Annotated in this window: 16 protein-coding genes; 6 read left to right on the top strand and 10 right to left on the bottom strand. The window is 67.2% G+C overall.

The window, feature by feature from the left end; all coding sequences use genetic code 11:
* Window positions 1–21 precede the first annotated feature (21 nt).
* Window positions 22–2,619 (top strand): bifunctional aconitate hydratase 2/2-methylisocitrate dehydratase, encoded by a 2,598-nt coding sequence (gene acnB / locus LRH25_RS22330; protein WP_141286152.1) that lies wholly within the window; start codon window positions 22–24, stop codon window positions 2,617–2,619.
* A 79-nt stretch (window positions 2,620–2,698) separates the two neighbouring features.
* On the opposite strand, the gene LRH25_RS22325 is transcribed toward acnB, so the two are convergent.
* Window positions 2,699–5,866: a leucine-rich repeat domain-containing protein gene (locus LRH25_RS22325; protein ID WP_231012253.1), complete on the bottom strand. Its 3,168-nt coding sequence runs from the start codon at window positions 5,864–5,866 to the stop codon at window positions 2,699–2,701.
* Window positions 5,867–6,131: 265 nt separating this feature from the next.
* Here LRH25_RS22325 and LRH25_RS22320 point away from each other — a divergent pair, with 265 nt between their 5' ends.
* Complete coding sequence (locus LRH25_RS22320; protein ID WP_141286148.1) at window positions 6,132–6,407, top strand: CopG family ribbon-helix-helix protein; 276 nt, start codon at window positions 6,132–6,134, stop codon at window positions 6,405–6,407.
* Window positions 6,404–6,703: a type II toxin-antitoxin system RelE/ParE family toxin gene (locus LRH25_RS22315; RefSeq protein ID WP_141286146.1), complete on the top strand. Its 300-nt coding sequence runs from the start codon at window positions 6,404–6,406 to the stop codon at window positions 6,701–6,703. Before LRH25_RS22320 ends, LRH25_RS22315 begins: the two co-directional genes overlap by 4 nt.
* 12 nt (window positions 6,704–6,715) lie before the next feature.
* On the opposite strand, the gene LRH25_RS22310 is transcribed toward LRH25_RS22315, so the two are convergent.
* The 7 genes from LRH25_RS22310 to LRH25_RS22280 form a co-directional block, all read right to left on the bottom strand.
* A complete protein-coding gene (locus tag LRH25_RS22310; RefSeq protein WP_141286144.1) occupies window positions 6,716–7,225 on the bottom strand; it encodes a hypothetical protein in 510 nt (169 codons plus the stop codon).
* 251 nt (window positions 7,226–7,476) lie between these two features.
* Window positions 7,477–9,123, bottom strand: coding sequence for an ATP-binding protein (locus tag LRH25_RS22305; protein WP_141286142.1), 1,647 nt, complete (start codon window positions 9,121–9,123; stop codon window positions 7,477–7,479).
* On the bottom strand, window positions 9,123–9,695 hold the full coding sequence (locus LRH25_RS22300; protein WP_141286140.1) for a heme NO-binding domain-containing protein: 573 nt from the start codon (window positions 9,693–9,695) through the stop codon (window positions 9,123–9,125). The genes LRH25_RS22305 and LRH25_RS22300 overlap by 1 nt, the downstream gene beginning before the upstream one ends.
* Window positions 9,696–9,805: 110 nt before the next feature.
* A complete protein-coding gene (locus tag LRH25_RS22295; protein WP_231012251.1) occupies window positions 9,806–13,489 on the bottom strand; it encodes a hydantoinase B/oxoprolinase family protein in 3,684 nt (1,227 codons plus the stop codon).
* A 56-nt stretch (window positions 13,490–13,545) separates the two neighbouring features.
* Complete coding sequence (locus LRH25_RS22290) at window positions 13,546–14,835, bottom strand: MFS transporter (protein WP_141288914.1); 1,290 nt, start codon at window positions 14,833–14,835, stop codon at window positions 13,546–13,548.
* 179 nt (window positions 14,836–15,014) lie between these two features.
* The gene (locus LRH25_RS22285; RefSeq protein WP_141288912.1) at window positions 15,015–15,854 is read right to left on the bottom strand and encodes a putative hydro-lyase; all 840 of its coding nucleotides are present in this window, start codon (window positions 15,852–15,854) and stop codon (window positions 15,015–15,017) included.
* A 185-nt stretch (window positions 15,855–16,039) separates the two neighbouring features.
* Window positions 16,040–16,948, bottom strand: coding sequence for a LysR family transcriptional regulator (locus tag LRH25_RS22280; protein ID WP_141288910.1), 909 nt, complete (start codon window positions 16,946–16,948; stop codon window positions 16,040–16,042).
* Window positions 16,949–17,040: 92 nt separating this feature from the next.
* On the opposite strand from LRH25_RS22280, the gene LRH25_RS22275 reads away from it, so the two are divergent.
* The 3 genes from LRH25_RS22275 to LRH25_RS22265 all read left to right on the top strand — a co-directional run bounded on the left by LRH25_RS22275 (window position 17,041) and on the right by LRH25_RS22265 (window position 19,050).
* Window positions 17,041–17,568 carry a GbsR/MarR family transcriptional regulator gene (locus LRH25_RS22275; protein ID WP_141288908.1) on the top strand — a complete coding sequence of 176 codons (528 nt, stop codon included), beginning with the start codon at window positions 17,041–17,043 and terminating at the stop codon, window positions 17,566–17,568.
* Between the two features lie 87 nt (window positions 17,569–17,655).
* Window positions 17,656–18,147, top strand: coding sequence for a thiol-disulfide oxidoreductase DCC family protein (locus tag LRH25_RS22270; RefSeq protein ID WP_141288906.1), 492 nt, complete (start codon window positions 17,656–17,658; stop codon window positions 18,145–18,147).
* A 3-nt stretch (window positions 18,148–18,150) separates the two neighbouring features.
* The gene (locus tag LRH25_RS22265; RefSeq protein WP_231012249.1) at window positions 18,151–19,050 is read left to right on the top strand and encodes an NAD-dependent epimerase/dehydratase family protein; all 900 of its coding nucleotides are present in this window, start codon (window positions 18,151–18,153) and stop codon (window positions 19,048–19,050) included.
* Between the two features lie 125 nt (window positions 19,051–19,175).
* Here the strand turns inward: LRH25_RS22265 and LRH25_RS22255 are convergent, their stop codons facing one another.
* Together LRH25_RS22255 and LRH25_RS22250 are read right to left on the bottom strand one after the other, a co-directional pair.
* The gene (locus tag LRH25_RS22255) at window positions 19,176–20,192 is read right to left on the bottom strand and encodes an NAD-dependent epimerase/dehydratase family protein (RefSeq protein WP_141287217.1); all 1,017 of its coding nucleotides are present in this window, start codon (window positions 20,190–20,192) and stop codon (window positions 19,176–19,178) included.
* 16 nt (window positions 20,193–20,208) lie between these two features.
* Window positions 20,209–20,901 (bottom strand): hypothetical protein, encoded by a 693-nt coding sequence (locus LRH25_RS22250; RefSeq protein WP_141287218.1) that lies wholly within the window; start codon window positions 20,899–20,901, stop codon window positions 20,209–20,211.
* Window positions 20,902–20,942: the final 41 nt, after the last annotated feature.

Below are 20,942 nucleotides of genomic sequence, written 5' to 3'. Positions count from 1 at the left end.
CGTTCTTTCCTGGAGAGCCCCATGCTGCAAGCCTATCGCCAACATGCCGCCGAACGCGCCACGCTCGGCATTCCGCCGCTGCCGCTTGACGCCAAGCAGGTCGCCGACCTGATCGAGCTGATCAAGAACCCGCCTGCTGGCGAAGATGCCTACCTGCTGCACCTGCTGACGCACCGCGTGCCCCCGGGCGTGGACGACGCGGCCAAGGTCAAGGCTTCGTTCCTCGCCGCCGTGGCGCATGGCGACATCAGCGTGCCCCTGGTCCCCAAGGCCCTGGCCACCGAGTTGCTGGGCACCATGGTCGGCGGCTACAACGTGCATCCGCTGATCGAACTGCTGGACGACGCTGAAGTCGCCAGCGTGGCGGCGGAAGGCCTGAAGAAGACCTTGCTGATGTTCGACTTCTTCAATGACGTGGCGGAAAAGGCCAAGGCCGGCAATGCCAAGGCCAAGGAAGTCATGCAGAGCTGGGCGGATGCCGAGTGGTTCACCAGCCGCCCGGAAGTCGAGCAGAAGATCACCATCACCGTCTTCAAGGTGCCTGGCGAGACCAACACCGACGACCTCTCGCCCGCGCCCGACGCCTGGAGCCGCCCGGACATTCCGCTGCACTACCTGGCCATGCTGAAGAACACCCGCGAAGGCGCCGCCTTCGTGCCGGAGGAAGACGGCAAGCGCGGCCCGATGCAGTTCATCGAGGATCTGAAGAAGAAGGGCCACATCGTCGCCTACGTCGGCGACGTGGTCGGCACCGGCTCCTCGCGCAAGTCGGCCACCAACTCGGTGATCTGGGCCACCGGCCAGGACATCCCGTTTGCGCCGAACAAGCGCTTTGGCGGCGTCACGCTGGGCGGCAAGATCGCCCCGATCTTCTTCAACACGCAAGAGAGCTCGGGCTCGCTGCCGATCGAGGTCGATGTGTCGGCCATGGAGATGGGCGATGTGCTCGATGTCTACCCGTACGAGGGCAAGATCACCAAGAACGGCACGGAGATCGCATCCTTCCAGCTGAAGACGGACGTCATCCTCGACTCGGTGCGCGCTGGCGGCAGCATCAACCTCAACATCGGCCGCACGCTGACCGCCAAGGCGCGCGAGTTCCTCGGCCTGCCCGCCTCCACGCTGTTCCGCCTGCCCAAGGCGCCTGCCGAGTCCAAGGCCGGCTTCACGCTGGCGCAGAAGATGGTCGGCCGTGCCGTCGGCCTGCCAGAGGGCCAGGGCGTGCGCCCAGGCACCTACTGCGAACCCAAGATGACGACGGTCGGCTCGCAGGACACCACCGGCCCGATGACCCGCGACGAGCTGAAGGACCTGGCCTGCCTGGGCTTCTCGGCCGACCTGGTGATGCAGTCCTTCTGCCACACCGCCGCCTATCCGAAATCGGTCGACGTAAAGACCCACCGCGAACTGCCGGCCTTCATGAGCAGCCGCGGCGGCGTGGCGCTGCGCCCGGGCGACGGCGTGATCCACAGCTGGCTGAACCGCCTGCTGCTGCCTGACACCGTGGGCACCGGTGGCGACTCGCACACTCGCTTCCCGATCGGCATCTCCTTCCCCGCCGGCTCCGGCCTGGTCGCCTTCGGTGCTGCCACCGGCGTGATGCCGCTGGACATGCCCGAGTCGGTGCTGGTGCGCTTCAAGGGCCAGATGCAACCCGGCGTGACGCTGCGCGACCTGGTGCACGCGATCCCGCTGTACGCGATCAAGGCCGGGCTGCTGACGGTCGCCAAGGCCGGCAAGGTCAACGCCTTCTCGGGCCGCATCCTGGAAATCGAAGGGCTGCCGGACCTGAAGGTCGAACAGGCCTTCGAGCTGAGCGACGCATCGGCCGAGCGCAGCGCCGCAGGCTGCACCATCAAGCTGAATCCCGAGCCGATCAAGGAATACCTCACCAGCAACGTCGTGCTGATGAAGAACATGATCGCCGACGGTTATGCCGATGCCCGCACGCTGCAGCGCCGCATCGAGAAAGTCGAAGCCTGGCTGGCCAAGCCCGACCTGCTGGAAGCCGACAAGGACGCCGAGTACGCACATGTCATCGAGATCGACCTGGCCGACATCAAGGAACCCATCCTCTGCTGCCCGAATGACCCGGATGACGCGAAGTTCCTGTCCGAAGTTGCCGGCACCAAGATCGACGAGGCTTTCATCGGCTCGTGCATGACCAACATCGGCCACTTCCGTGCCGCGGCCAAGCTGCTGGGCGGCCAGCGCGACATCCCCGTCAAGCTGTGGGTGGCACCGCCGACCAAGATGGACGAGAGCGAGCTGATCAAGGAAGGCCACTACGCAGCCTTCGGCACCGCTGGCGCCCGCACCGAAATGCCGGGCTGCTCGCTGTGCATGGGCAACCAGGCGCAGGTGCGCGAAGGCGCGACCGTGGTCTCCACCTCTACCCGCAACTTCCCGAACCGCCTGGGCAAGAACAGCAACGTGTTCCTCGCCTCGGCCGAACTCGCCGCCATCGCCTCCAAGCTCGGCCACATCCCCACCGTGGCCGAATACCACGAAGCCATGGGCGTGGTGAACAAGGACGGCGCCGCGATCTACAAGTACCTCAACTTCGACCAGATCGACGAGTACGCTGAAGGCGCGAAGGCCACCGCAGCAGCCTGCTGATCGCAGCTCAGGCGCCCTCTCAGGCGCCCGGCCCAAAAGGCCCGCCAGGGAAACCTGGCGGGCCTTTTCCATGGCGTGTTCAACCCAGGCTCAAGCGCCGCTTGATCAGTTCCAGCACAGGTTCGTAGCTGGCTGCAGCCAAGGTTTCGCAGCCGCGCGGCATCACCCGGTCCGCAAGCGCATTCAGGGCGTCGGCCAAATGCACTGTGAAGGTTCGAATGTCCTGCAGTTGCCGCGTCGTGCTTTGCCCGCAATCCACCGGGCCGATCTCGGTCACGAGTGCCTCCAGGGCTGTCATTTCCGAACGCCAGTGCTTCACATGGTCAAGCCGCTGCGTCATTCGGCTGATGCCGGCATCCTCCAGCACGACGGGGACCACGCGTTCCGCGAATCGCTCCGCGTTGCGTTGCGCACGCTCCCACACAAAGCCCAGCTCCCGCATGCAGTCGACTGACAGCATGTACTTCGCACTGAGCACGACGATCACGCACAGCCCGCGGCCAATCTCTTCCTCGAAGTGCCGAATGCTGTCGCCGTTGCGCAGCCTGTCCTTGTCCCGGTGCACTTCTACCCAAGGCGCCAGCGCCGCCTGCAGGCCATCCACGGTCGCATCGCTGTCTCCGCCCCAGGCATAGGAAACGTAGACCACCGGTTTCTTCTTCGTGGCTGCCACACCACTGGGCAAGGGCGCCGCATTCACCAGCGCTGCCTTCTCCTCGGTCTCATTGCCACCCATCGCTTTGTCGGCCTTGTCCATGACCGCCTGCCCTTTCATCCATTGAACCTCGGGCTTCTGCCCCAGGCGAACCTCTCCCAGCAGCGCGTTGATCAGATCGCCCGCATGGCTTGAGGCCTCAGGGCCGCTGACCTGCAACACCATCGCGCCCCGCCGCCCGGCGTCTTCACCCGGCTCGGAAGACAGGCGCACCGTTACCCGCGCCTTGGCGTCGTGATAGCACAGGCCATATCGCCAGTACACCGCATTCGGCCCCGCCTTCTCGCCCATTTCGCACAGCACCGTACGCTGCAAGCCACCGTGAAGCAGCGGGTAGCGCAGCCGCACTTCCGCATCTGGCTCCGCACCGCGCCATACCGCCTGCTCCTCGCTCGCCATCGCCGCGCGCTCCTGCAGGCAATCCGCGGCAATGTATTGCCCATCGCCCACCTTGAAGCAGACCCGGCAAGCCTGCATCAGGCTCACGAAGTGCGCCTGCTCGGTAGCGTCGAACTCCCCGTCCCACAGCAAGGCTGACAGAAGCTCCGGCGTGAACAGCCCGCCTTGGCGACGCAGCGTAGGCAAGACCTTTTGCCGGTGCAAAAGCGCGTAGACGCCCTCCAAGGCCCAGGCTTGGTCGAGGATGACGGCACCCCCAAACACGTCTGCGCGCCAAAACACCTGCCCTGACTGATGCAGATAGCCCAGCAAGGTGCGCGGCGCGCTGACGCCATGCTCCCGGCACATCGCATCGAACCCATCCAGGGCCAATACCTTCTGCGCCTTGCCCATCTCCCGCAGCTTGCCGCCCAGCGCCGCCCAGTTTCGCGGGATCAGGGTTTCGCCATGCCGCTCGGCCAGCAGTTTGGCCCCCGCTCGCAACTCCGGCAGCAAGCGATCCAGCCCCTCTTCCAGCATCGCGCTACAAGCGCTGCGCCGCAACCACCCGAAGCCATGGTCCGCCGGCACCGGCGGCTCCACGAGTTGGCTCTCTTCGTCACACTGCGCCTGCGACACGATGACCAGCGTTTGCGGCCCAGCCACCGCCTTCACATAGTCCAACCAGTAGCCAAGCCGGTGCGAGGGCATCCACAGGCCGTTGTCCAGCACCGGCGCTTCGCTCTCGGCGGCGGGATGCCACAAGAGAAGGTAAAGCGCGCGCTCATCCAGGAAGAGGCTGTGGGTACCCAGGAACAAATCCTGGCCCCCAAAGTCCCAAAGCTGCACCTCACGGGCCGTCTGGCCCGGCGGCTTGGCAGCCAGAGGCAACTCGAAATGACGGACCACCACGCCGTGGGTGCTTGGCACTGCCGGTTCGAAGGCTTCGCCACACAGCCGCCGGCTCACCTGGGTTTTGCCCACCCGGCCATTGCCCAGCACGAAAAGCTTCACCTCGTCCATGGGCTCACTGCCATGGGTCTCCAGATCAGCTTGCCAGTCGGCCATGCGCCGCAGGCAGGAATCGCCGTTTCGACCGTGTGGCTCGCTTGAAGACAGCAGTTCGCGCGGCACCGTTGCCAGCGAATCAGCCGTCAGTTCACGCAGCATGGGCCAGTTCGTCGCCAGGGAGGCAGGAACGAAACCGCTCAGATCGGTGCCGAAAAGCTTGAGGCTTGCGAGTTCGTCCAGCCCCTCCAGTGCCTTCACGTCCGTAAGCTGGCCGCACCCACTCAGGTCCAGCATCTGCAGGCCGCTCAGCCCCGCCAGCGCCGTAACGTCCGCAAGCTGGCCGCACCCACTCAGGTCCAGCGTCTGCAGGCCGCTCAGCCCCGCCAGCGCCGTCAGCTTCGTGATCTGGTCGCACTCCCTCAGGCTCAGGTTCTGCAGGCCGCTCAGCGCCGTGAGCTCGGTGAGCTCGGTGAGCTGGCCGCACCAGCTCAGGCTCAGCGCCTGCAGGTCGCTCAGCCCCCTCAGCGCCGTCAGCTCCGTGAGCTGGCCGCAGCCATACAGGTCCAGCGTCTGTAAGCCGCTAAGCTCCGCCAGCGCCGTCAGCTCCGTGAGCTGGCGGCAGTTGCTCAGGTCCAGCGTCTGCAGGCCGCTCAGCCCGGCCAGCGCCGTCAGCTCCGTGAGCTGGCCGCACCAACTCAGGTTCAGCGTATGCAGGCCGCTCAGCCCCGCCAGCGCCGTCACCTCCTTGAGCTGGACGCACCAACTCAGGTCCAGCGTCTGCAGGCCACTCAGCCCCGCCAGCGCCGTCACCTCCTTGAGCTGGACGCACCAACTCAGGTCCAGCGTCTGCAGGCCACTCAGCCCCGCCAGCGCCGTCAGCTCCGTGAGCTGGCCGCACCGACTTAGGTCCAGCGTCTGCAGGCCACTCAGCCCCGCCAGCGCCGTCAGCTCCGTGAGCTGGCCGCACCGACTCAGGTGCAGGGTCTGCAGGCCCGTCAACGTGGACAACGCCGAAACGTCGCGCAGAAACTGGCATTCACTCAGATCCAGTTCCCTCAGACTTGCAGCCAGGCATTCGATGCTGCGTGGCAGGTCGCTGATGCGTAGCCCATGCAATGACAGGCTGCTCGCCTGGGTGGCCAATGCGTGCTGAATCCTGGCCTCGGCAATCGCATGCGCCTTTTCGTGACGTGACATCTGACCTCAGCTCCCATGGATTCCCGACCCTGGGTGGATTGTGGAGCGCGCAAGCGCGGCTCGGGTGGCCACGCCCTCGGCCGTATCCTCATTCCGACCATTGACAAGCGGCGAGAACGGCGAAGGTGCCGGGCAGCTGCGATCCCGCAACCGTGGCGCTCGCCATGTAGCACACTGGTGCTACATTCGCTTCAATGCCATAGGAAACGCCATGTCCACCACGACGATCCGTTTGCCTGATCCCTTGAAGCAGCGCGTGCAGAAGGCCGCGGAGCAGGCCGACATGACACCGCACAGTTTCATCCTCGAAGCCATTGCGGAAAAGGCGGAGCGCGCCGAGCAGCAAGCCAGCTTTGTGGCCGAAGCGCTGGCCCGCGAAGCGACCGTGCAAGCCACCGGGCACGCATTGGACTGGGCAGACGCGCGCAGCTGGCTGAAGTCCCGCACACGCACGACGGCTGGGCAGGCAAGGCGCGGCAAGAAGTGACGGCGGTCAAGCTGGCGCCAGAGGTCATCGAGGACCTCGAACGCATCGTCGCCCACCTGGAAGCGCACGAAGGCAGTGACCTCGACGACAGGGCGGACGAGATCATTTCGGCGCTGGACGTGTTGGCCCAGCATCCGATGATTGGCCGCCTGACCACCAGCGGCCTGCGTGAGCTGGTGATCGGCAAACGCACGCGAGGCTACGTCGCGCTGTACCGCTACCAGGAAGGGGACGACCTGATCCTGGTCTTGGCGATCAGGTCGCAGCGAGAAGCCGGCTACACGCGTGCCGACTGAGGCACAAGCGCCTCAGGCCAGGCGCACCGCCGAGAACGGCGGCAGCAGCGGGCCGCTGGGGCCGAGCTTCTGGAGCATCAGGGTTTCGATGATGGTCCAGTTGGCGTCGGTGAACATGCCGGCGACGACAAATGAGCGCAGCTCGGAGGCGCCGGTGGGTGCCAGCGAGATGGCGGCCCAGCCGATGGCCGGGTTGTTCGGCACGCTGTAAAAGGCACCTTTTTCGACCGTGAGCAGGCCATTGATGATCTGGTAGCTGCCCTGGCTGCCAAGGTGGCCTGCGTCGAAGACAAAGCTGATGCGCGCGAGCGCAAACGGGTTTTCGGACCACAGGAAATCGCCGGCCAGGCCGACCAGGGTTTCGATGTCGTCCGAGCCATGCCAGCCGGCCGGGCTGGAGGCCAGCTCGGCGACGTGCCTGGCGTGCGCGCCGTGCAGCAGGTCGGCTTGCGGTGCGCTGATCTTGCTGTCGCGCAGGAAGTGTTGCGGGGTACGGGATTGAACTGCGGAAGGCTGAGACATGCTGAGGTTCCTCTCCATGCATCCAGACGCGAAAGCGCGCGCCACGTACTGCAGATCAACATCCTCTGCAACGAGCTTACTGCGGCGGTGTGAAGGCGTCGAGACGGCGGGATCGCCTGTCTTGATGAAGAGTCCCCGCGCGACCTTATGCGGATTTCGGTGCCTGATGAGCGGAGCGCCCCCAGACCTGCCGCTTCGCGTCAGGCCCCCCCCGAGGGGGATGAGAAAACTTGGGGCGGCCCTGCGTTTTCTCATGAGGCGGCACCGTCCGCCGGCAGGAAGCGGGCCAGCACGCGCTTGAGCGCGTCCAGCTCGAACGGCTTGCCCAGCACGCCATTGGCGCCAGCCTCGGTGATGCGCTGCTGGTCCACGTCCAGCATGCTGGCGGTCCAGATGATGATGGGCAACCGGCCTGCCGGCCCGTGCAACTGGCGAATGGCGCGGCAGGCGGTGAGGCCATCCATCACCGGCATGCGCAAGTCCATCAGCGCCATGTCGTAGCCACCATGCGCAGCGGCCTGCATCGCGTCCGCGCCGTTGCCGAACACGTCCACCGTGAGCCCGAGCGCGGCCAGGTGCAGCATCGCGATCTGCTGGTTGACGGGATCGTCTTCGCCCAGCAGCAGGTGGCCGGAGAAGCGGCTGGGCAGCTTCAGCGGCAAGGCGGCCGGCCCGTCCTCCCGCTTCGCCTTCTCCAGGCTCACCGTGAGCCAGAAGCTGCTGCCCTGGCCGGCCTGGCTTTGCAGGCCCACCTCGCCGCCCATCAGCTCGGCCAGCTTGCGGCAGATCGCCAGGCCCAGACCGGTGCCGCTGTACTGGCGCGTGGTCGACAGGTCGGCCTGCGTGAAGGGCTCGAAAATGCTTTGCTGCCGCACCGACTCGATGCCGATGCCAGTGTCCTGCACCTCCAGCCGCAAGGTGGCGTGCGTGTCAGTCTCTGCCACCAGGCCAACACGCAGCGTCACCTGGCCGACGCGGGTGAACTTGATCGCGTTGGCCAGGAAGTTGATCAGCACCTGGCGGATGCGGCCCGGGTCGCCCAGCAACAGCTGCGGCACGCCAGGCGCCACCTCGCAGGCCAGCGCCAAGCCCTTGTCGCTCGCCTGGAAGGCCACCAGCTCCACGGCTTCCTGCGCAAGCTGCTGCGGGTCCAGCGGAATCTGCTCCAGCTCCAGCTTGCCGGCCTCGACCTTGGAGAAGTCCAGGATGTCGTTGATGATGCTGAGCAGGGTCTTGCCGCTGCGCGCGGCCGTCTCGGCGCACAGCCGCTGGTCGGGCCGCAGGTCGCTGGCCAGCAGGTACTGCAGCATGCCCAGCACGCCATTGAGCGGCGTGCGGATCTCATGGCTCATCACCGCCAGGAATTCGCTCTTGGTGCGGCTGGCGGCCACCGCCACCTCGGCCGCGAGATGCGCGGCATTCAGGCTGTCCTTCTGCGCGCTGAGCCGGCGGGAAAGCTCCTGTGCATCGGCCAGCGCCTTGTCCTTGGTCTGCAGCAGGAACAGCAGGTCGACCACCGGATCGTGCACCGCGAAGTCGTTCAGCGTCAGGCCGATGCGGCGCAGGCTGGCCATGGCGCCCACCCAGGGCGAGCCGAGGAAAAACACCTGCTCGCCCTGCACCACCATCTCGCCACGCAGTTGCAGCAACCCTTCTCGGTGGCGGAACACAAACAGCGCCTTCTCCCGCGCGGCGATGGCCTCAAAGTCCACCTGGGCCAGCACCGGCCGCACCAGCCTGAACTGCTGCGCCAACGCCGCGCCCGGCACCATCTCCGGGCAGACGCGACCCAGCACTGTGCCGACCTGCAGCAACCGAAGCTGCCGGTCCAGCACCATGTGGAAAGGAAACGCTGCAGCGAATTGCGCCGGCGTGAGGTTCAGCGAGGCAGCCGACATCACGCGGCCGGGTGTGCGGGCACCTCGATGTACTCGATGCGGAAGACGTCGTGGTCCTGCGGCCCGCGGAACGCGATCTGCCGCACCGTCACCGGCTGCCTGAAGCGCTGCCCCAGGCCCTCGATCAAGCCTATCACCATCGGCGCCATGCCCTGGCGCTCGCTGCGGTAATGCAGCAGCAGACCCTGCTCGCTTGCTGGCAGCGACTCGACCTCGAACGACGGCGGCCGCAAGTCGGGAAAGGTCATGCCGACGTGGCTGTGCAGGGTGTCGAGGTTGAGCAGGAAGGTCTTCAGGTCCGAGCCGGCCATCGCCAGCATCTCACCGTAGCCGACCTGCGCGGTGTAGAGCACCCAGTGCTGGCCGAAGGCTTCCAGCAGGGCATCGGCATCCATGCCCAGCAACTCGCTGGCGGCACCGACGAGTTTGAAGCTCAACTCGTCGGGGTAGCTGTCCATCGAGATGAACATCTCCTGTGCCACGCCGGCCCGCTGCAGAACCTGCCGCCAGGTGTCGCCGCCGAACCGCTGGACCACGAAATCTTCCAGGCCCTGGTTGACCAATCCGTACATGGACGCCTCTCCGCGGGCCCGGAACAGCGGCCCGCCGGTCCATCATCAGCCGCCCAGCCCCTTCGGGCCATCCGTAAGCGCCCTATTCCGGGTCGATCGGCGGCATCAATTCACGCTTGGCCCGCTACCTTTGCCTGGCCGCTGGCTTGGCCATGCCCGCCACCGCCCGGCGTGCGGATCACAAACACATCGCCCACGCCCATCTCCACCTGCCCGATGTGGCCCAGCACCTCCGTGCGCCCGTCGGCCCGCTGCACGAAATTCTCCCCCACCGCGCCAGGCTGGCCACCAGCCATGCCAAACGCGCCATGCTTGCGGCCATTGCTGAGGATGGACGCCGTCATCGGCCGCAGGAAGCGGACGCGGCGCTCGCCACCATCGCCGCCGTTCCACTGGCCGGTGCCCCCGGTGCCGGAGCGGATCTCGTAGGCATCCAGCCGAACCGGGAAGCGGAATTCCAGCACTTCGGGGTCGGTCAGCCGCGAGTTGGTCATGTGGGTCTGGACCACGCTGGTGCCGGCGAAACCCGGCCCCGCGCCGGAACCGCCGGAGATGGTCTCGTAGTATTGGTGCTCATCGTCGCCGAAGGTGAAGTTGTTCATCGTGCAGGGGCTGGCGGCCATCACGCCCAGCGCACCGTACAGCGCATTGGTGACGCACTGCGAGGTCTCCACGTTGCCGGCCACCACGGCAGCCGGGAAGCGCGGGTTCAGCAGGCAGCCTTCGGGCACGATGACTTCGATGGGTTTCAGGCAACCGGCGTTCAGCGGAATGGCGTCGTCCACCAGCGTGCGGAACACATAGAGCACGGCAGCCATGGTGATGGACCTGGGCGCGTTGAAGTTGTTGGGCTGCTGCGCGCTGGTGCCGGTGAAGTCGACCCGGGCCGAGCGCTGCTTCGCATCCACCGTCACCGCCACCCGGATCTCGGCGCCGTTGTCCATCGGCAGCGTGAACGATCCGGGCTTCAAGGCGGTGATCACGCGGCGGACCGATTCCTCGGCGTTGTCCTGCACATGCTGCATGTAGGCCAGCACCGTCTCGCGGCCGTACTGCGCCACCATCGCCTTCAGCTCCTGCACGCCCTTCTCGTTGGCCGCGATCTGCGCCCGCAGGTCCGCCAGGTTCTGCGCCGGGTTGCGGCTGGGGTACGGGCCGGACTGCAGCAGCGCGACCAGTTCGGCCTCGCGCAAGCGGCCTTGCGCGACCAGCTGGAAATTGTCGATCAGTACGCCCTCTTCCTCGATGCTTTGCGAGAACGGCGGCATCGAGCCCGGCGTGGTGCCGCCAATGTCGGCATGATGACCGCGCGAGGCGACGTAGAAGCTGGGCTTCACGTCGGCTTCGGCCAGGTACACCGGCGTGACGACAGTGATGTCGGGAAGATGGGTTCCGCCATGGTACGGGTCGTTAAGCACGTACACGTCGCCCGGCCGCATCTCGGGGTTACGCTCGACCACCGAGCGGATCGACTCGCTCATCGAACCCAGGTGCACCGGCATGTGCGGCGCGTTGGCAATCAGCTGGCCTTGCGGGTCGAACAGCGCGCAGGAAAAGTCCAGCCGCTCCTTGATGTTGACCGAGTAGGCGGTGTTCTGCAGCCGCAGGCCCATCTGCTCGGCAATGTTCATGAACAGGTTGTTGAAGACCTCCAGCATCACCGGATCGGCCACGGTGCCAGCCGCACGCAGGGCAGCACGCGGGCGAATGCGCTGGATCAGCAGCTCGCCCTGGGCGCTGAGGCTGGCCTGCCAGCCAGGGTCGATCACCGTGGTGGCGTTTTTCTCGGCGATCACCGCCGGGCCGGTGACCAGCGCGCCAGCGGCCAGCGTTTCGCGCTGGTGCAGTTCGGCCTCGCGCCAGCCGGCGGGCCGCTCGTCGGTCAGGCAGTACATGCGGATGCGGGCGCGCGGCGCGGGCTGGTGCGCCACGGCCATCGCGGCGGCGGGTGCACTTTCTGGCCGCTCGCCTGCAGCCAGGCATTCAACGCTGACGGACTCGATGACCAGCGTGCGGTCCGGCATCAGGAAGGCGTAGCGCTGGCGGTAGCCGCGCTCGAACTCGGCGCGGATCGCGGCAATGGCCGCTTCGCTGCCGACGTTTGCGCCCAGCGCGCAAGGCAGCGTCGTGTCGGTGCCGTGGTATCGCACCTGCACGCGCGCCACGGCCTGCACGGCTTCGGCTGCCACGCCTTGCGTGACCAACTCCTGCGCGGCTTGCTCGCGCAGTCGCTCCGCCAGCGCGCGGGCCTGCGCCAGACCGGCAGCGTCCAGCGCCTGTTCCAGCGAGGCTTCGCGCATCGCGATCTGGTCGGCCAGGCCCATGCCGTAGGCGCTGAGCACGCCGGCGAACGGATGCGCGAGGATTCGCGTCATGCCCAGTGCATCGGCCACCAGGCAGGCGACCTGGCCTCCGGCGCCGCCAAAGCATTGCAGCGTGTAGCTGGTCACGTCGTAGCCGCGCGCCACCGAGATGCGCTTGATGGCATTGGCCATGGCGCCGACGGCAATCTGCAGCGCGCCGGCCGCGGCCTGTTCGGCGCTGACGGCCTGGCCGGTCGCGCCAGTCATCGCGGCGGCCATTTCGGCGAAGCGCTGCTGCACGACCTCGCGGTCCAGCGCCTCGTTGGCCTTGGGGCCGAACACGCGCGGGAAGAACTCGGGCTGGATGCGGCCCAGCATCACGTTGGCATCGGTCGTGGCCAGCGGGCCGCCGCGGCGGTAGCTGGCCGGGCCAGGGTTCGCGCCAGCGGACTCGGGGCCGACGCGCAGCCGTGCGCCGTCGAAGCGAATCACCGAGCCGCCACCGGCCGCCACCGTGTGGATGCTCATCATCGGCGCGCGCATGCGCACGCCGGCCACCTCGGTGTCGAAGGCCCGCTCGAACTCGCCGGCGAAGTGGCTCACATCGGTGGACGTGCCGCCCATGTCGAAGCCGATGACCTTCTCGTGGCCCGCGGCCAGCGCGGTGCGCACCATGCCGACGATGCCACCGGCCGGCCCGGAGAGGATCGCGTCCTTGCCCTGGAAGCGGTGCGCCTCGGTGAGGCCACCGGAGCTTTGCATGAAGAACAGCCGCACACCCGGCATCTGCCCTGCAACCTGCTCCACGTAGCGGCGCAGGATGGGGCTGAGGTAGGCGTCGACCACGGTCGTGTCGCCGCGCGGCACCAGCTTCATCAGCGGGCTGACTTCGTGCGAAGCCGAGACCTGTGTGAAGCCGATCTCGCGCGCCAGCGCTTGCGCGGCCTGCTCGTGGGCCGGGGAACGGTAGCCGTGCAGGAAGACGATGGCGCAGGCGCGCAGGCCGCTGTCGAAGGCGGCCTGCAGTTTCGGGCGCAGTGCGGCGAGGTCCAGCGGTTGCAGCAGTTGCCCTTGCGCGTCCACCCGCTCGTCCGCCTCGACGACCTGCTCGTACAACAGTTCGGGCAGCTGGATGTGGCGGTCGAACAGCTTGGGCCGGGCCTGGCTGGCAATGCGCAGCGCGTCGCGGAAGCCGCGTGTGGTGACCAGCAGCGTGCGGTCGCCCTTGCGCTCCAGCAGCGCATTGGTGGCCACCGTCGTGCCCATCTTCACGCATTCGACACGCTCTGGCGTGATCAGCTCACCGGCTTGCAGCCCCAGCAGGCGGCGGATGCCTTCGACCGCGGCGTCCCGGTATTGCTCGGGATTCTCGGACAGCAGCTTGAGCGTGTGCAGCGTGCCATCCGGCGCACGGCCAACCAGATCGGTGAAGGTGCCGCCGCGATCGATCCAGAACTGCCAGCGGTCGGAGGAGGTCAAGTTTTCGGTCATGTCTTGTTCGGGACCGCCTGCGCGGCCCGCCAGGGAATGCGATGGGGCGCTGGCAGTCAGGCAGCCAGCCGGTTGGCACGCGGCGCGTCAGCGGACCCGTCCTTCGGCGCTTCGCTGCCGGCAGAAAGCTCGCGTCCTCGGGTCTCGGGCAGCACCAGCGCGGCGAGGATCACCAGCGCGTAGCAGCCCGCTGCCATCCAGCCCAGGATCTGGCCCAGCGGCATGCTGCTGCTGAGCTGGCCGATCAGGGCCGGGCAGATGGCGCCGATGGCGCGGCCCACGTTGTAGGTGAAGCCCTGGCCGGAGCCGCGCACGTCGCTGGGGAACAGCTCGGACAGGAAGGCGCCCATGCCGGAAAAGATGCCTGAGAGGAAGAAGCCCAGCGGGAAGCCCAGCACCAGCATCAGCCCGTCGGTGATGGGGATCTGGGTGTAGCTCAGCACCAGCACGGCACCCATGGCGGCGAACAGCATGAAGCAGCGGCGGCGGCCGATGGCGTCGCTCAGCCAGGCGCTGGTGAGGTAGCCGGCAAACGAGCCGCCGATCAGCACCAGCAGGTAGGTGCTGGTGCCCAGCACCGAGAGATGGCGCTCGGTCTTCAGGAAGGTCGGCAGCCAGGTGGTGACCGAGTAGTAGGCGCCCTGCATGCCCGTGGCCAGCAGGCTGGCCAGCACGGTGGTGCGCAGCAGCGAGGGATGGAAGATGCGCAGGAAATTGGCGCGGTCACCGGTGCTGCGGCGGCGTGCCTGCTCGGCGCGGTAGACGGCCGGTTCGTCCAGGTTGCGGCGGATGTAGAGGATCAGCAGCGCGGGAATGATGCCGATCCAGAACAGCAGCTTCCAGGCCGTCTCCGGCGGCAGCACCGAATACAGGCCCCAGAAGGCCAGCGCCGAGGCGGCCCAGCCCACCGCCCAGCTGCTTTGCACCAGCCCTGCCGCCTTGCCGCGGTGCCGGGCCGAGATGGTTTCGGCGATCAGCACCGAACCTACGGCCCATTCGCCGCCCATGCCGAAGCCCTGCATGGCGCGGGTGAAGAAGAGCTGGCCGAAGGAGCTGGTGAAGCCGCTGAGGAAGGTGAAGCTGGCGAACCACAGCACCGTCCACTGCAGCACGCGCACACGGCCGTAGCGGTCCGCCAGCACGCCTGCCGCCCAGCCGCCCACGGCGGAGGTGAGCAGCGCGCCGGTGGCGATGTAGCCGGCCTCGGCCTTCGTCATGCCCCAGGCCGCGAGCAGCGTGGGGATGAGGAAGGTGTAGATCATGTAATCGAAGCCGTCAACGCCGTAACCGGCGAAGGTGGCAACGAGGGTGCGCCGCTCGGCGGCGCTGGTGTGCTTGAGCCACATGGTTGGGGTCCTGCCTGTATGTGGAGATGCGTGGGTGGGGCGGGATTGCGGCGCGTGACATCCCGCCGCGGCCCTGGCCAGACCGCCGCGAGGGGACAACACCTGCCACTTCGGGCACGGCCGGCAGCCCAGGGGTGCCGGCAAGAGAAAAGAGAGACCTGAATTTGGCCTACTGCGGCCTAACTGCGGCCGAGCTGTTGGTTGAGCCTGTCGGTCACCAGCATGTGGCCGGGCGCATGGGTGATGCAGAACGCGGGCTTGGCTGCGGCGATGGCCGCCTGCGGCGTGACGCCGCAGGCCCAGAAGACCGGCAGCTCGTCGCTGCGGATCTCGACCGCATCGCCGTAGTCTGGTTTCATGATGTCGCGGATGCCGATCAGGGCCGGGTCGCCCAGGTGCACCGGCGCGCCGTGCACTTCGGGCGTGCGGGTGGTGATCTGCACCGCGCGGATCGCATCGGCGGCTTTCAGTGGCCGCATCGTGACCACCATCGGCCCATGGAAGACGCCGGCGGCACGCGTCGGGATGTTGGTGCGGTACATGGCCACGTTGCGGCCCTCGTCCACATGGCGCAGGCGCATGCCGTCGGCCAGCAGCGCGTGCTCGAACGAGAACGAACAGCCCAGCGCGAAGGTCACCAGGTCCTTGCGCCACAGGCCGTGCAGGTCGGAGGGCTCGGCCACCAGTTCGCCATGCCGCCACACGCGGTAGCGCGGCACATCGGCGCGCAGGTCCAGGTCCTCGGCCAGATCCGGCAGCGTCCACTCGCCAGGTTCGGACACGCCCAGCAGCGGGCAGGGCTTGGGGTTGCGCTGGCAGTAGCGCAGGAAGTCGCCGGCCAGCTCGGTCGGCAGGATGGCGAGGTTGACCTGCACGTACTCGGCGGCCAGTCCGCTGGTGTGGCCCAGGAAGCCGCCGCTGCGGGCAGCCAGGCGCACGTCGCGCCCGGTGGAAGCCGCGGACAGGCCGAGGTCGGCCGGGGTCATGACTGAGAAGGAAGCGGCGGTGCTCGCGTTCATGGGGCAACTCCTGGTGCTTGCTGGCGGCAGGCCTCAAAAGACCTGGGAATGCGGCGCATTGTGAAAGTGTGGTGACCGGGCTTCCAACGAGAAATTTCCCGTTGGCCTCATCGAATTTTTGAATGATGGATCCTGGTGCAAACCCCGTTGCCAGCGGGCACCGTCACGGTGAACGGAAAGCGCGATCAGGCTGCGGGCTCGACTGGCACTGTTGGGTTGCCTTGCGACAGGTAGGCCTGCGCCGAGTCCAGCACCGACTCGGTCAGCGAAGACGTTGGGTCCTCGCGGTAGCTGGCGTGGATGGGCAACGGCGCCAGCGTGGCGTCGGCCAACAGGCAGCGCAGCGGTGCACGGCGTGCCAGTTGCAGCGCCGCGCTCTCCGGCAAGGTGGCAATGCCGAAGCCGCCTTCGACCAGTTGCACCATGGCCGAGATCGACGAGATCGCGTGCACCCGCGGCAGCGGCGCGCCGTGGCGCTGGAACAGCTCCAGCAGCGCCTGGTGCGGCTGAGAGCCACGCTGGAAGGTCAGCAGCTCGATGCAGGACAGGTCCAGCAGGCTGTAGCGCGGCTTGGTGTGCTGCTCGGCATGGCCCACAAAGACCATGGGCATGGGCGGCAGCGGGCGGGTGCGCACCGAGGCGTCGGTCGCCGGGATGGCGGCAAACACCAGGTCCTGCGCGCCGCGGCGCACCTGGTCGACCAGCACCGGCGAGGTTTCCACCGTCAGCTCCAGTGCAAAGTCCGGGTGGGTGCGGCGCATCTGCTGCAGCCAGCCGGTCAGCCAACTGTGCACCACCGATTCGATCGCCCCGATGCGCAGCGCCACCGGCCGGCTGGCATGGTTGCCCATCTCCTCCTTGAGTTGGCGCTGCACGTCCAGCAGGCGGATGGCCAGCACGTGGAAGCGCTGGCCGGCAATCGTCAGGCGGAACTGCTTGTCGCGCCGGTCCACCAGCACCACGCCCAGTTCCTCTTCCAGCGCCGAGATGCGCGAGGACAGCGCCGATTGCGTGATGTGCAGCTTCTCGGCCGCACGCGTCACGCTCTTCAGCGACACCGCCCAATGGAAGGCCTCCACGAAACGCAAGTTCATGGGAAGCCGATTATGGGCGGCTGTCACACAACGCATTCACCGCCTTAATTTCTGTATTGACAGAAATACAAGAAGAAACCTAGCATGCAGCCATGGAACTCACCGACACCGCCCGCCGCTTCATCGTGCACTGGGGCGAGATGGGCAGCAACTGGGGCGTGAACCGCAGCGTTTCGCAGATCCACGCCCTGCTCTACTTCCATGGCCGGCCGCTGCACGCCGAGGAGATCTCCGAGACGCTGAGCATTGCGCGCTCCAACGTCAGCACCAGCCTGAAGGAACTGCTGAACTGGAACCTCGTGCGAACCACCCACGTGCTGGGCGACCGGCGCGACTATTTCGAGACCTCACTCGACGTGTGGGAGCTGTTCCGCACCATCGTGCGCGAGCGCAAGGAACGCGAGTTCGACCCGACCGTGCGCCTGCTGAAGGAGCTGCAGGCCCAGCCCGGCTTCGAGCAGGAACCGGCCGATGCGCAGGACCGCGTGCGCGAAACGCTGCGTTTCATGGAGACGCTGGGGCTGTGGTCAGACGAGATGCTGCGGCTCTCGCCCACCACGCTGGAGAAGGTGCTGAAGCTCGGCGCCAGTGTGCAGCGCTTCGTGCGTGGGGACAGCTGAACGGGTTGTCGCAACAAGGCGATGGGCAGTCCCCTTTTTTTTGAGCCTAAATTTCTGTTTCTACTGAAATTTCAAACGGAGAAGATGATGAGAGTGCACCCCCTGCACCATGACGCTGGTGCCTATCCGCTGACGCTCTACTACGAGTCGGCCTGCCCGCTGTGCAACGGCGAGATGCGCAACCTGATGCTGCGCAACCGCGACGGGCTGCTGCGCTTTGTCGACGTCAGCGCGCCGGGCTTCGTGCCGCCTGCAGGCGGGCCAACCCTGGCCGACATGCTGACGCTGATGCGCGGCCAGCGAGCCGACGGCACGTGGCTGACCGGCGTGGCCGTGTTCCGCCTGGCCTATGTAGCGGCCGGCCTGCCCCGGGTGTCGCAACTGCTGAACCAGCCGCTGCTGGGCCGGCTGGCCGAGCGGGCCTATCCGTGGATTGCCAGGCACCGCCGCGCACTGCCGCACTGGATCAGCCACGCGCTGTTCGAAACCACGCTGTGCAGGGCGGCGGAACGCGCCGCGAACGACACCTCGCGCTGCCACGCAGGGCATTGCGACATTCACACCCACACGGAGCGCTGAGCCATGCGAGTGCTGCTTTGTGGCGCCACCGGTTTCATCGGCCGGCACATCGCCCGCGCGCTGCGGGATCACGGCCATCAGGTGCTGGCTGCGAGCCGAAGCGGTCAGGCAGCGGTCGGCCAGGAGCCCCTGGCCGTGAACTTCATGGCGATGACCCAGCCAAGCGACTGGCTGCCACTGCTGACCGGTGTGGACGCTGTGATCAACGCCGTGGGCGTGCTGCGCGACAGCCGCCGGCAGCCCATGCAGTTGCTGCACACGCAGGCACCGCAGGCGCTGTTTCAGGCCTGCGCAGATGCTGGCGTGCGGCGGGTGCTGCAGGTCTCCGCGCTGGGCATTGAAGGCCAGGACTCGTCCTATGCCCTCACCAAGGCCGAGGCGGACAACACGCTGCTGGCGCTGACCGAGCGCGGTGAGCTGGACGGCGTGGTGCTGCGGCCCAGCGTGGTGTTCGGCCGCGGCGGTGCAGGCAGCGAGTTGTTCGTCAAGATGTCCCGACTGCGCTGGCTGGCACTGCCGCCCGAAGGCCGGCGCACCTTGATTCAGCCGGTGGCCGTCCCGGACATGGCCAATGCCTGCGCGCAGTTGCTTGGGCCGGCCTCGGCAACCCGCGGCTTGCTGGTCTGCACGGGACCGCAGGCGCTCAGCCTCGAAGCCTTGCTGGCCTCGCTGCGGCAGCAACGCGGCGACAAGCCCGCGCGGGTCAGCACCATGCCGGCGGCGCTGGCACGCGGCAGCGCCTGGGCAGGCGACCTGCTGCCCTGCACACCCTGGGGCCGGCAGACGCTGGGCCTGCTGCAGCGAGACAACACCGCGAGCGCTGCCGAAGCGGCGCAGTTCGATGCCGTGCTGGGCCACGCGCCCTGCCCGCCGAACCAACTGCTGGCGCGCACATGGTCATGAGATCCCACCGGTCCATGAGCCGCTGCCTGGATGTCCGCTGGCACTGCATTGGCAACAGGCCAAGCTGTGGGAATGGCTCGGCTACCCGGCCTTCGTCGCGATGCTCGCAACCTTCTGGCTGATGGTCACGAAGCCTGGGCTGTGGTGAGTCGGCTCAGCAGTTCGCGTTCGCGCTCGAGTGGCAGGCCGGTCTTCGGAAAACCTTGCTGCTCGGCCGGCAAGGCGCGCCACCAGGCCAGCGTGTCAGCCACCGTCTCCCCCAGCGGGCGGCAGCGCAGGCCAGCGTCATGGGCGCGCAGGGTGTTGTTGCGCTGGAAGGCCGCGTAGCCAGGGTCCTCTCCCAGCCACAAGGGCATCTGGTCCCAGGGCGATACCTGCTGCGCCAGCAGCCAGGCGGACGAGGCCCAGCAGACCTGTGGCCGGGTGCCGGCAGCCTCCACGCAATGCTGCAGCAGGTCGCCAAACTGATGCACGCGGGGCAGCGTGGCCACGTTGAAAGCACCGGACTCGCCTTGCGCCACAGCATGCAGCACAAAGGCCGCCAAGTCCCGGGCGTCGATGAACTGCAGTTCGTCTTCGGGATGACCCGGCGCCAGCAGCGGTTCGCCATCCGCCGCACTGGCAACCCGCGCCGGCCACCAGGTGAAGCGGCCGGTGTGGTCGTGCGGGCCGACGACCAGGCCAGGGCGGATCAGCAGCGCCTGCTCGCCGAAAACCTGCCGCACCGCCTGCTCGCAGGCGGCCTTCAGCGGGCCGTAGGTGTCACCGTCGACCACCGTGGTGTCGGGGTCGGCCAGCACACCCAGCGGTGAGTCTTCGGCATTGGGCTGGCGGAAGTCGGCATAGGCCGAGACGCTGGAGATGAAGACGTAGCGGTCAACACGGCCCTTCAAGGCCTGCGCCATCGCGGCGACCTCACCGGGCAGGTAGCCGCAGCAGTCGACCACCGCGTCCCAGCGCCCGGCAGCCAGCGCGGAAAGATCGCCGCGACGGTCGCCCCGGATTGACTCGGCACCTGGCAAAGGCTCGCCGCTCTGGCCCCGGTTGAACAGCGTGACGCCATGACCCGCCGCCAGCGCCGCCTCGGCCAGGTGGCGCCCGACGAAGCGGGTGCCGCCGATGATCAGCAGGCGTTGCGGCATGGCGGGCTTCGCTGTCTTACTTGCCAGCGCGGATGGCCTTTTCGTCGCTCTCGCGGTAGTTGCGGCCACCGCAGCGGGTCTTCCACGAGCTCAGGTCGGCGTCATAGTTCGCCGCGGCCACATCCATGTCATGGTTGCGGGTGTTCCACTGGTCGGTCTTGACCTGGAACTGCTGAAACTGGCTGTCGAGCTTGTTCTTGTCTTCATCGACGCTGGCCTGGAACACCTTGCCGGCTTCGTTCAGCTCGTCGGAGGTCTTCTGGATTTCCTTGCCCTCACGCTCCAGCACTTGTTGGCGGCGGTCGATGTTCTCGCCCTTCTTCGCCGCGGCGTTCAGCGCGTCCATCTTCTGGTTGAAGGCTTCCACCTTGGCAGAGTGTGCGGCCACGCGAGCATTCATGTCGGCCGCGTTCTGGTTGACACGGGCAGCCAATGCATCGCGCTGCTGCTTCATGGCCTCGTTCTCGGTTTCAAGCTGCTTGCGCTCGGCGTCCAGCGCGGTGCGCTTGGTGCCCAGGTCAATGCTCGCGGCCTTGATGCTGTCCTGCTCCTTGAAGCAGGCGCGCAGCTCTTCGCGGCTCATCACCGACGCTTTGGCATTCGCATTGCCAAGGCTTTGCAGCTTGTCTTGCGCCGCGGCGAGGCTGGCGACCAGGGCCAGCAACAGACCAGCGGCGCCGGCGAGAGAGTGCTTTTGGAACGAGTGCATTCGATAACCTTTGCTGTCATGGCCGGCGATGACCGGCCCCA

Source organism: Ideonella azotifigens (assembly GCF_021043325.1).
GTDB lineage: Bacteria > Pseudomonadota > Gammaproteobacteria > Burkholderiales > Burkholderiaceae_C > Ideonella > Ideonella azotifigens.
Note: the sequence above shows the minus strand (reverse complement) of the source record. Positions and strands in the feature narration are given on the sequence as shown.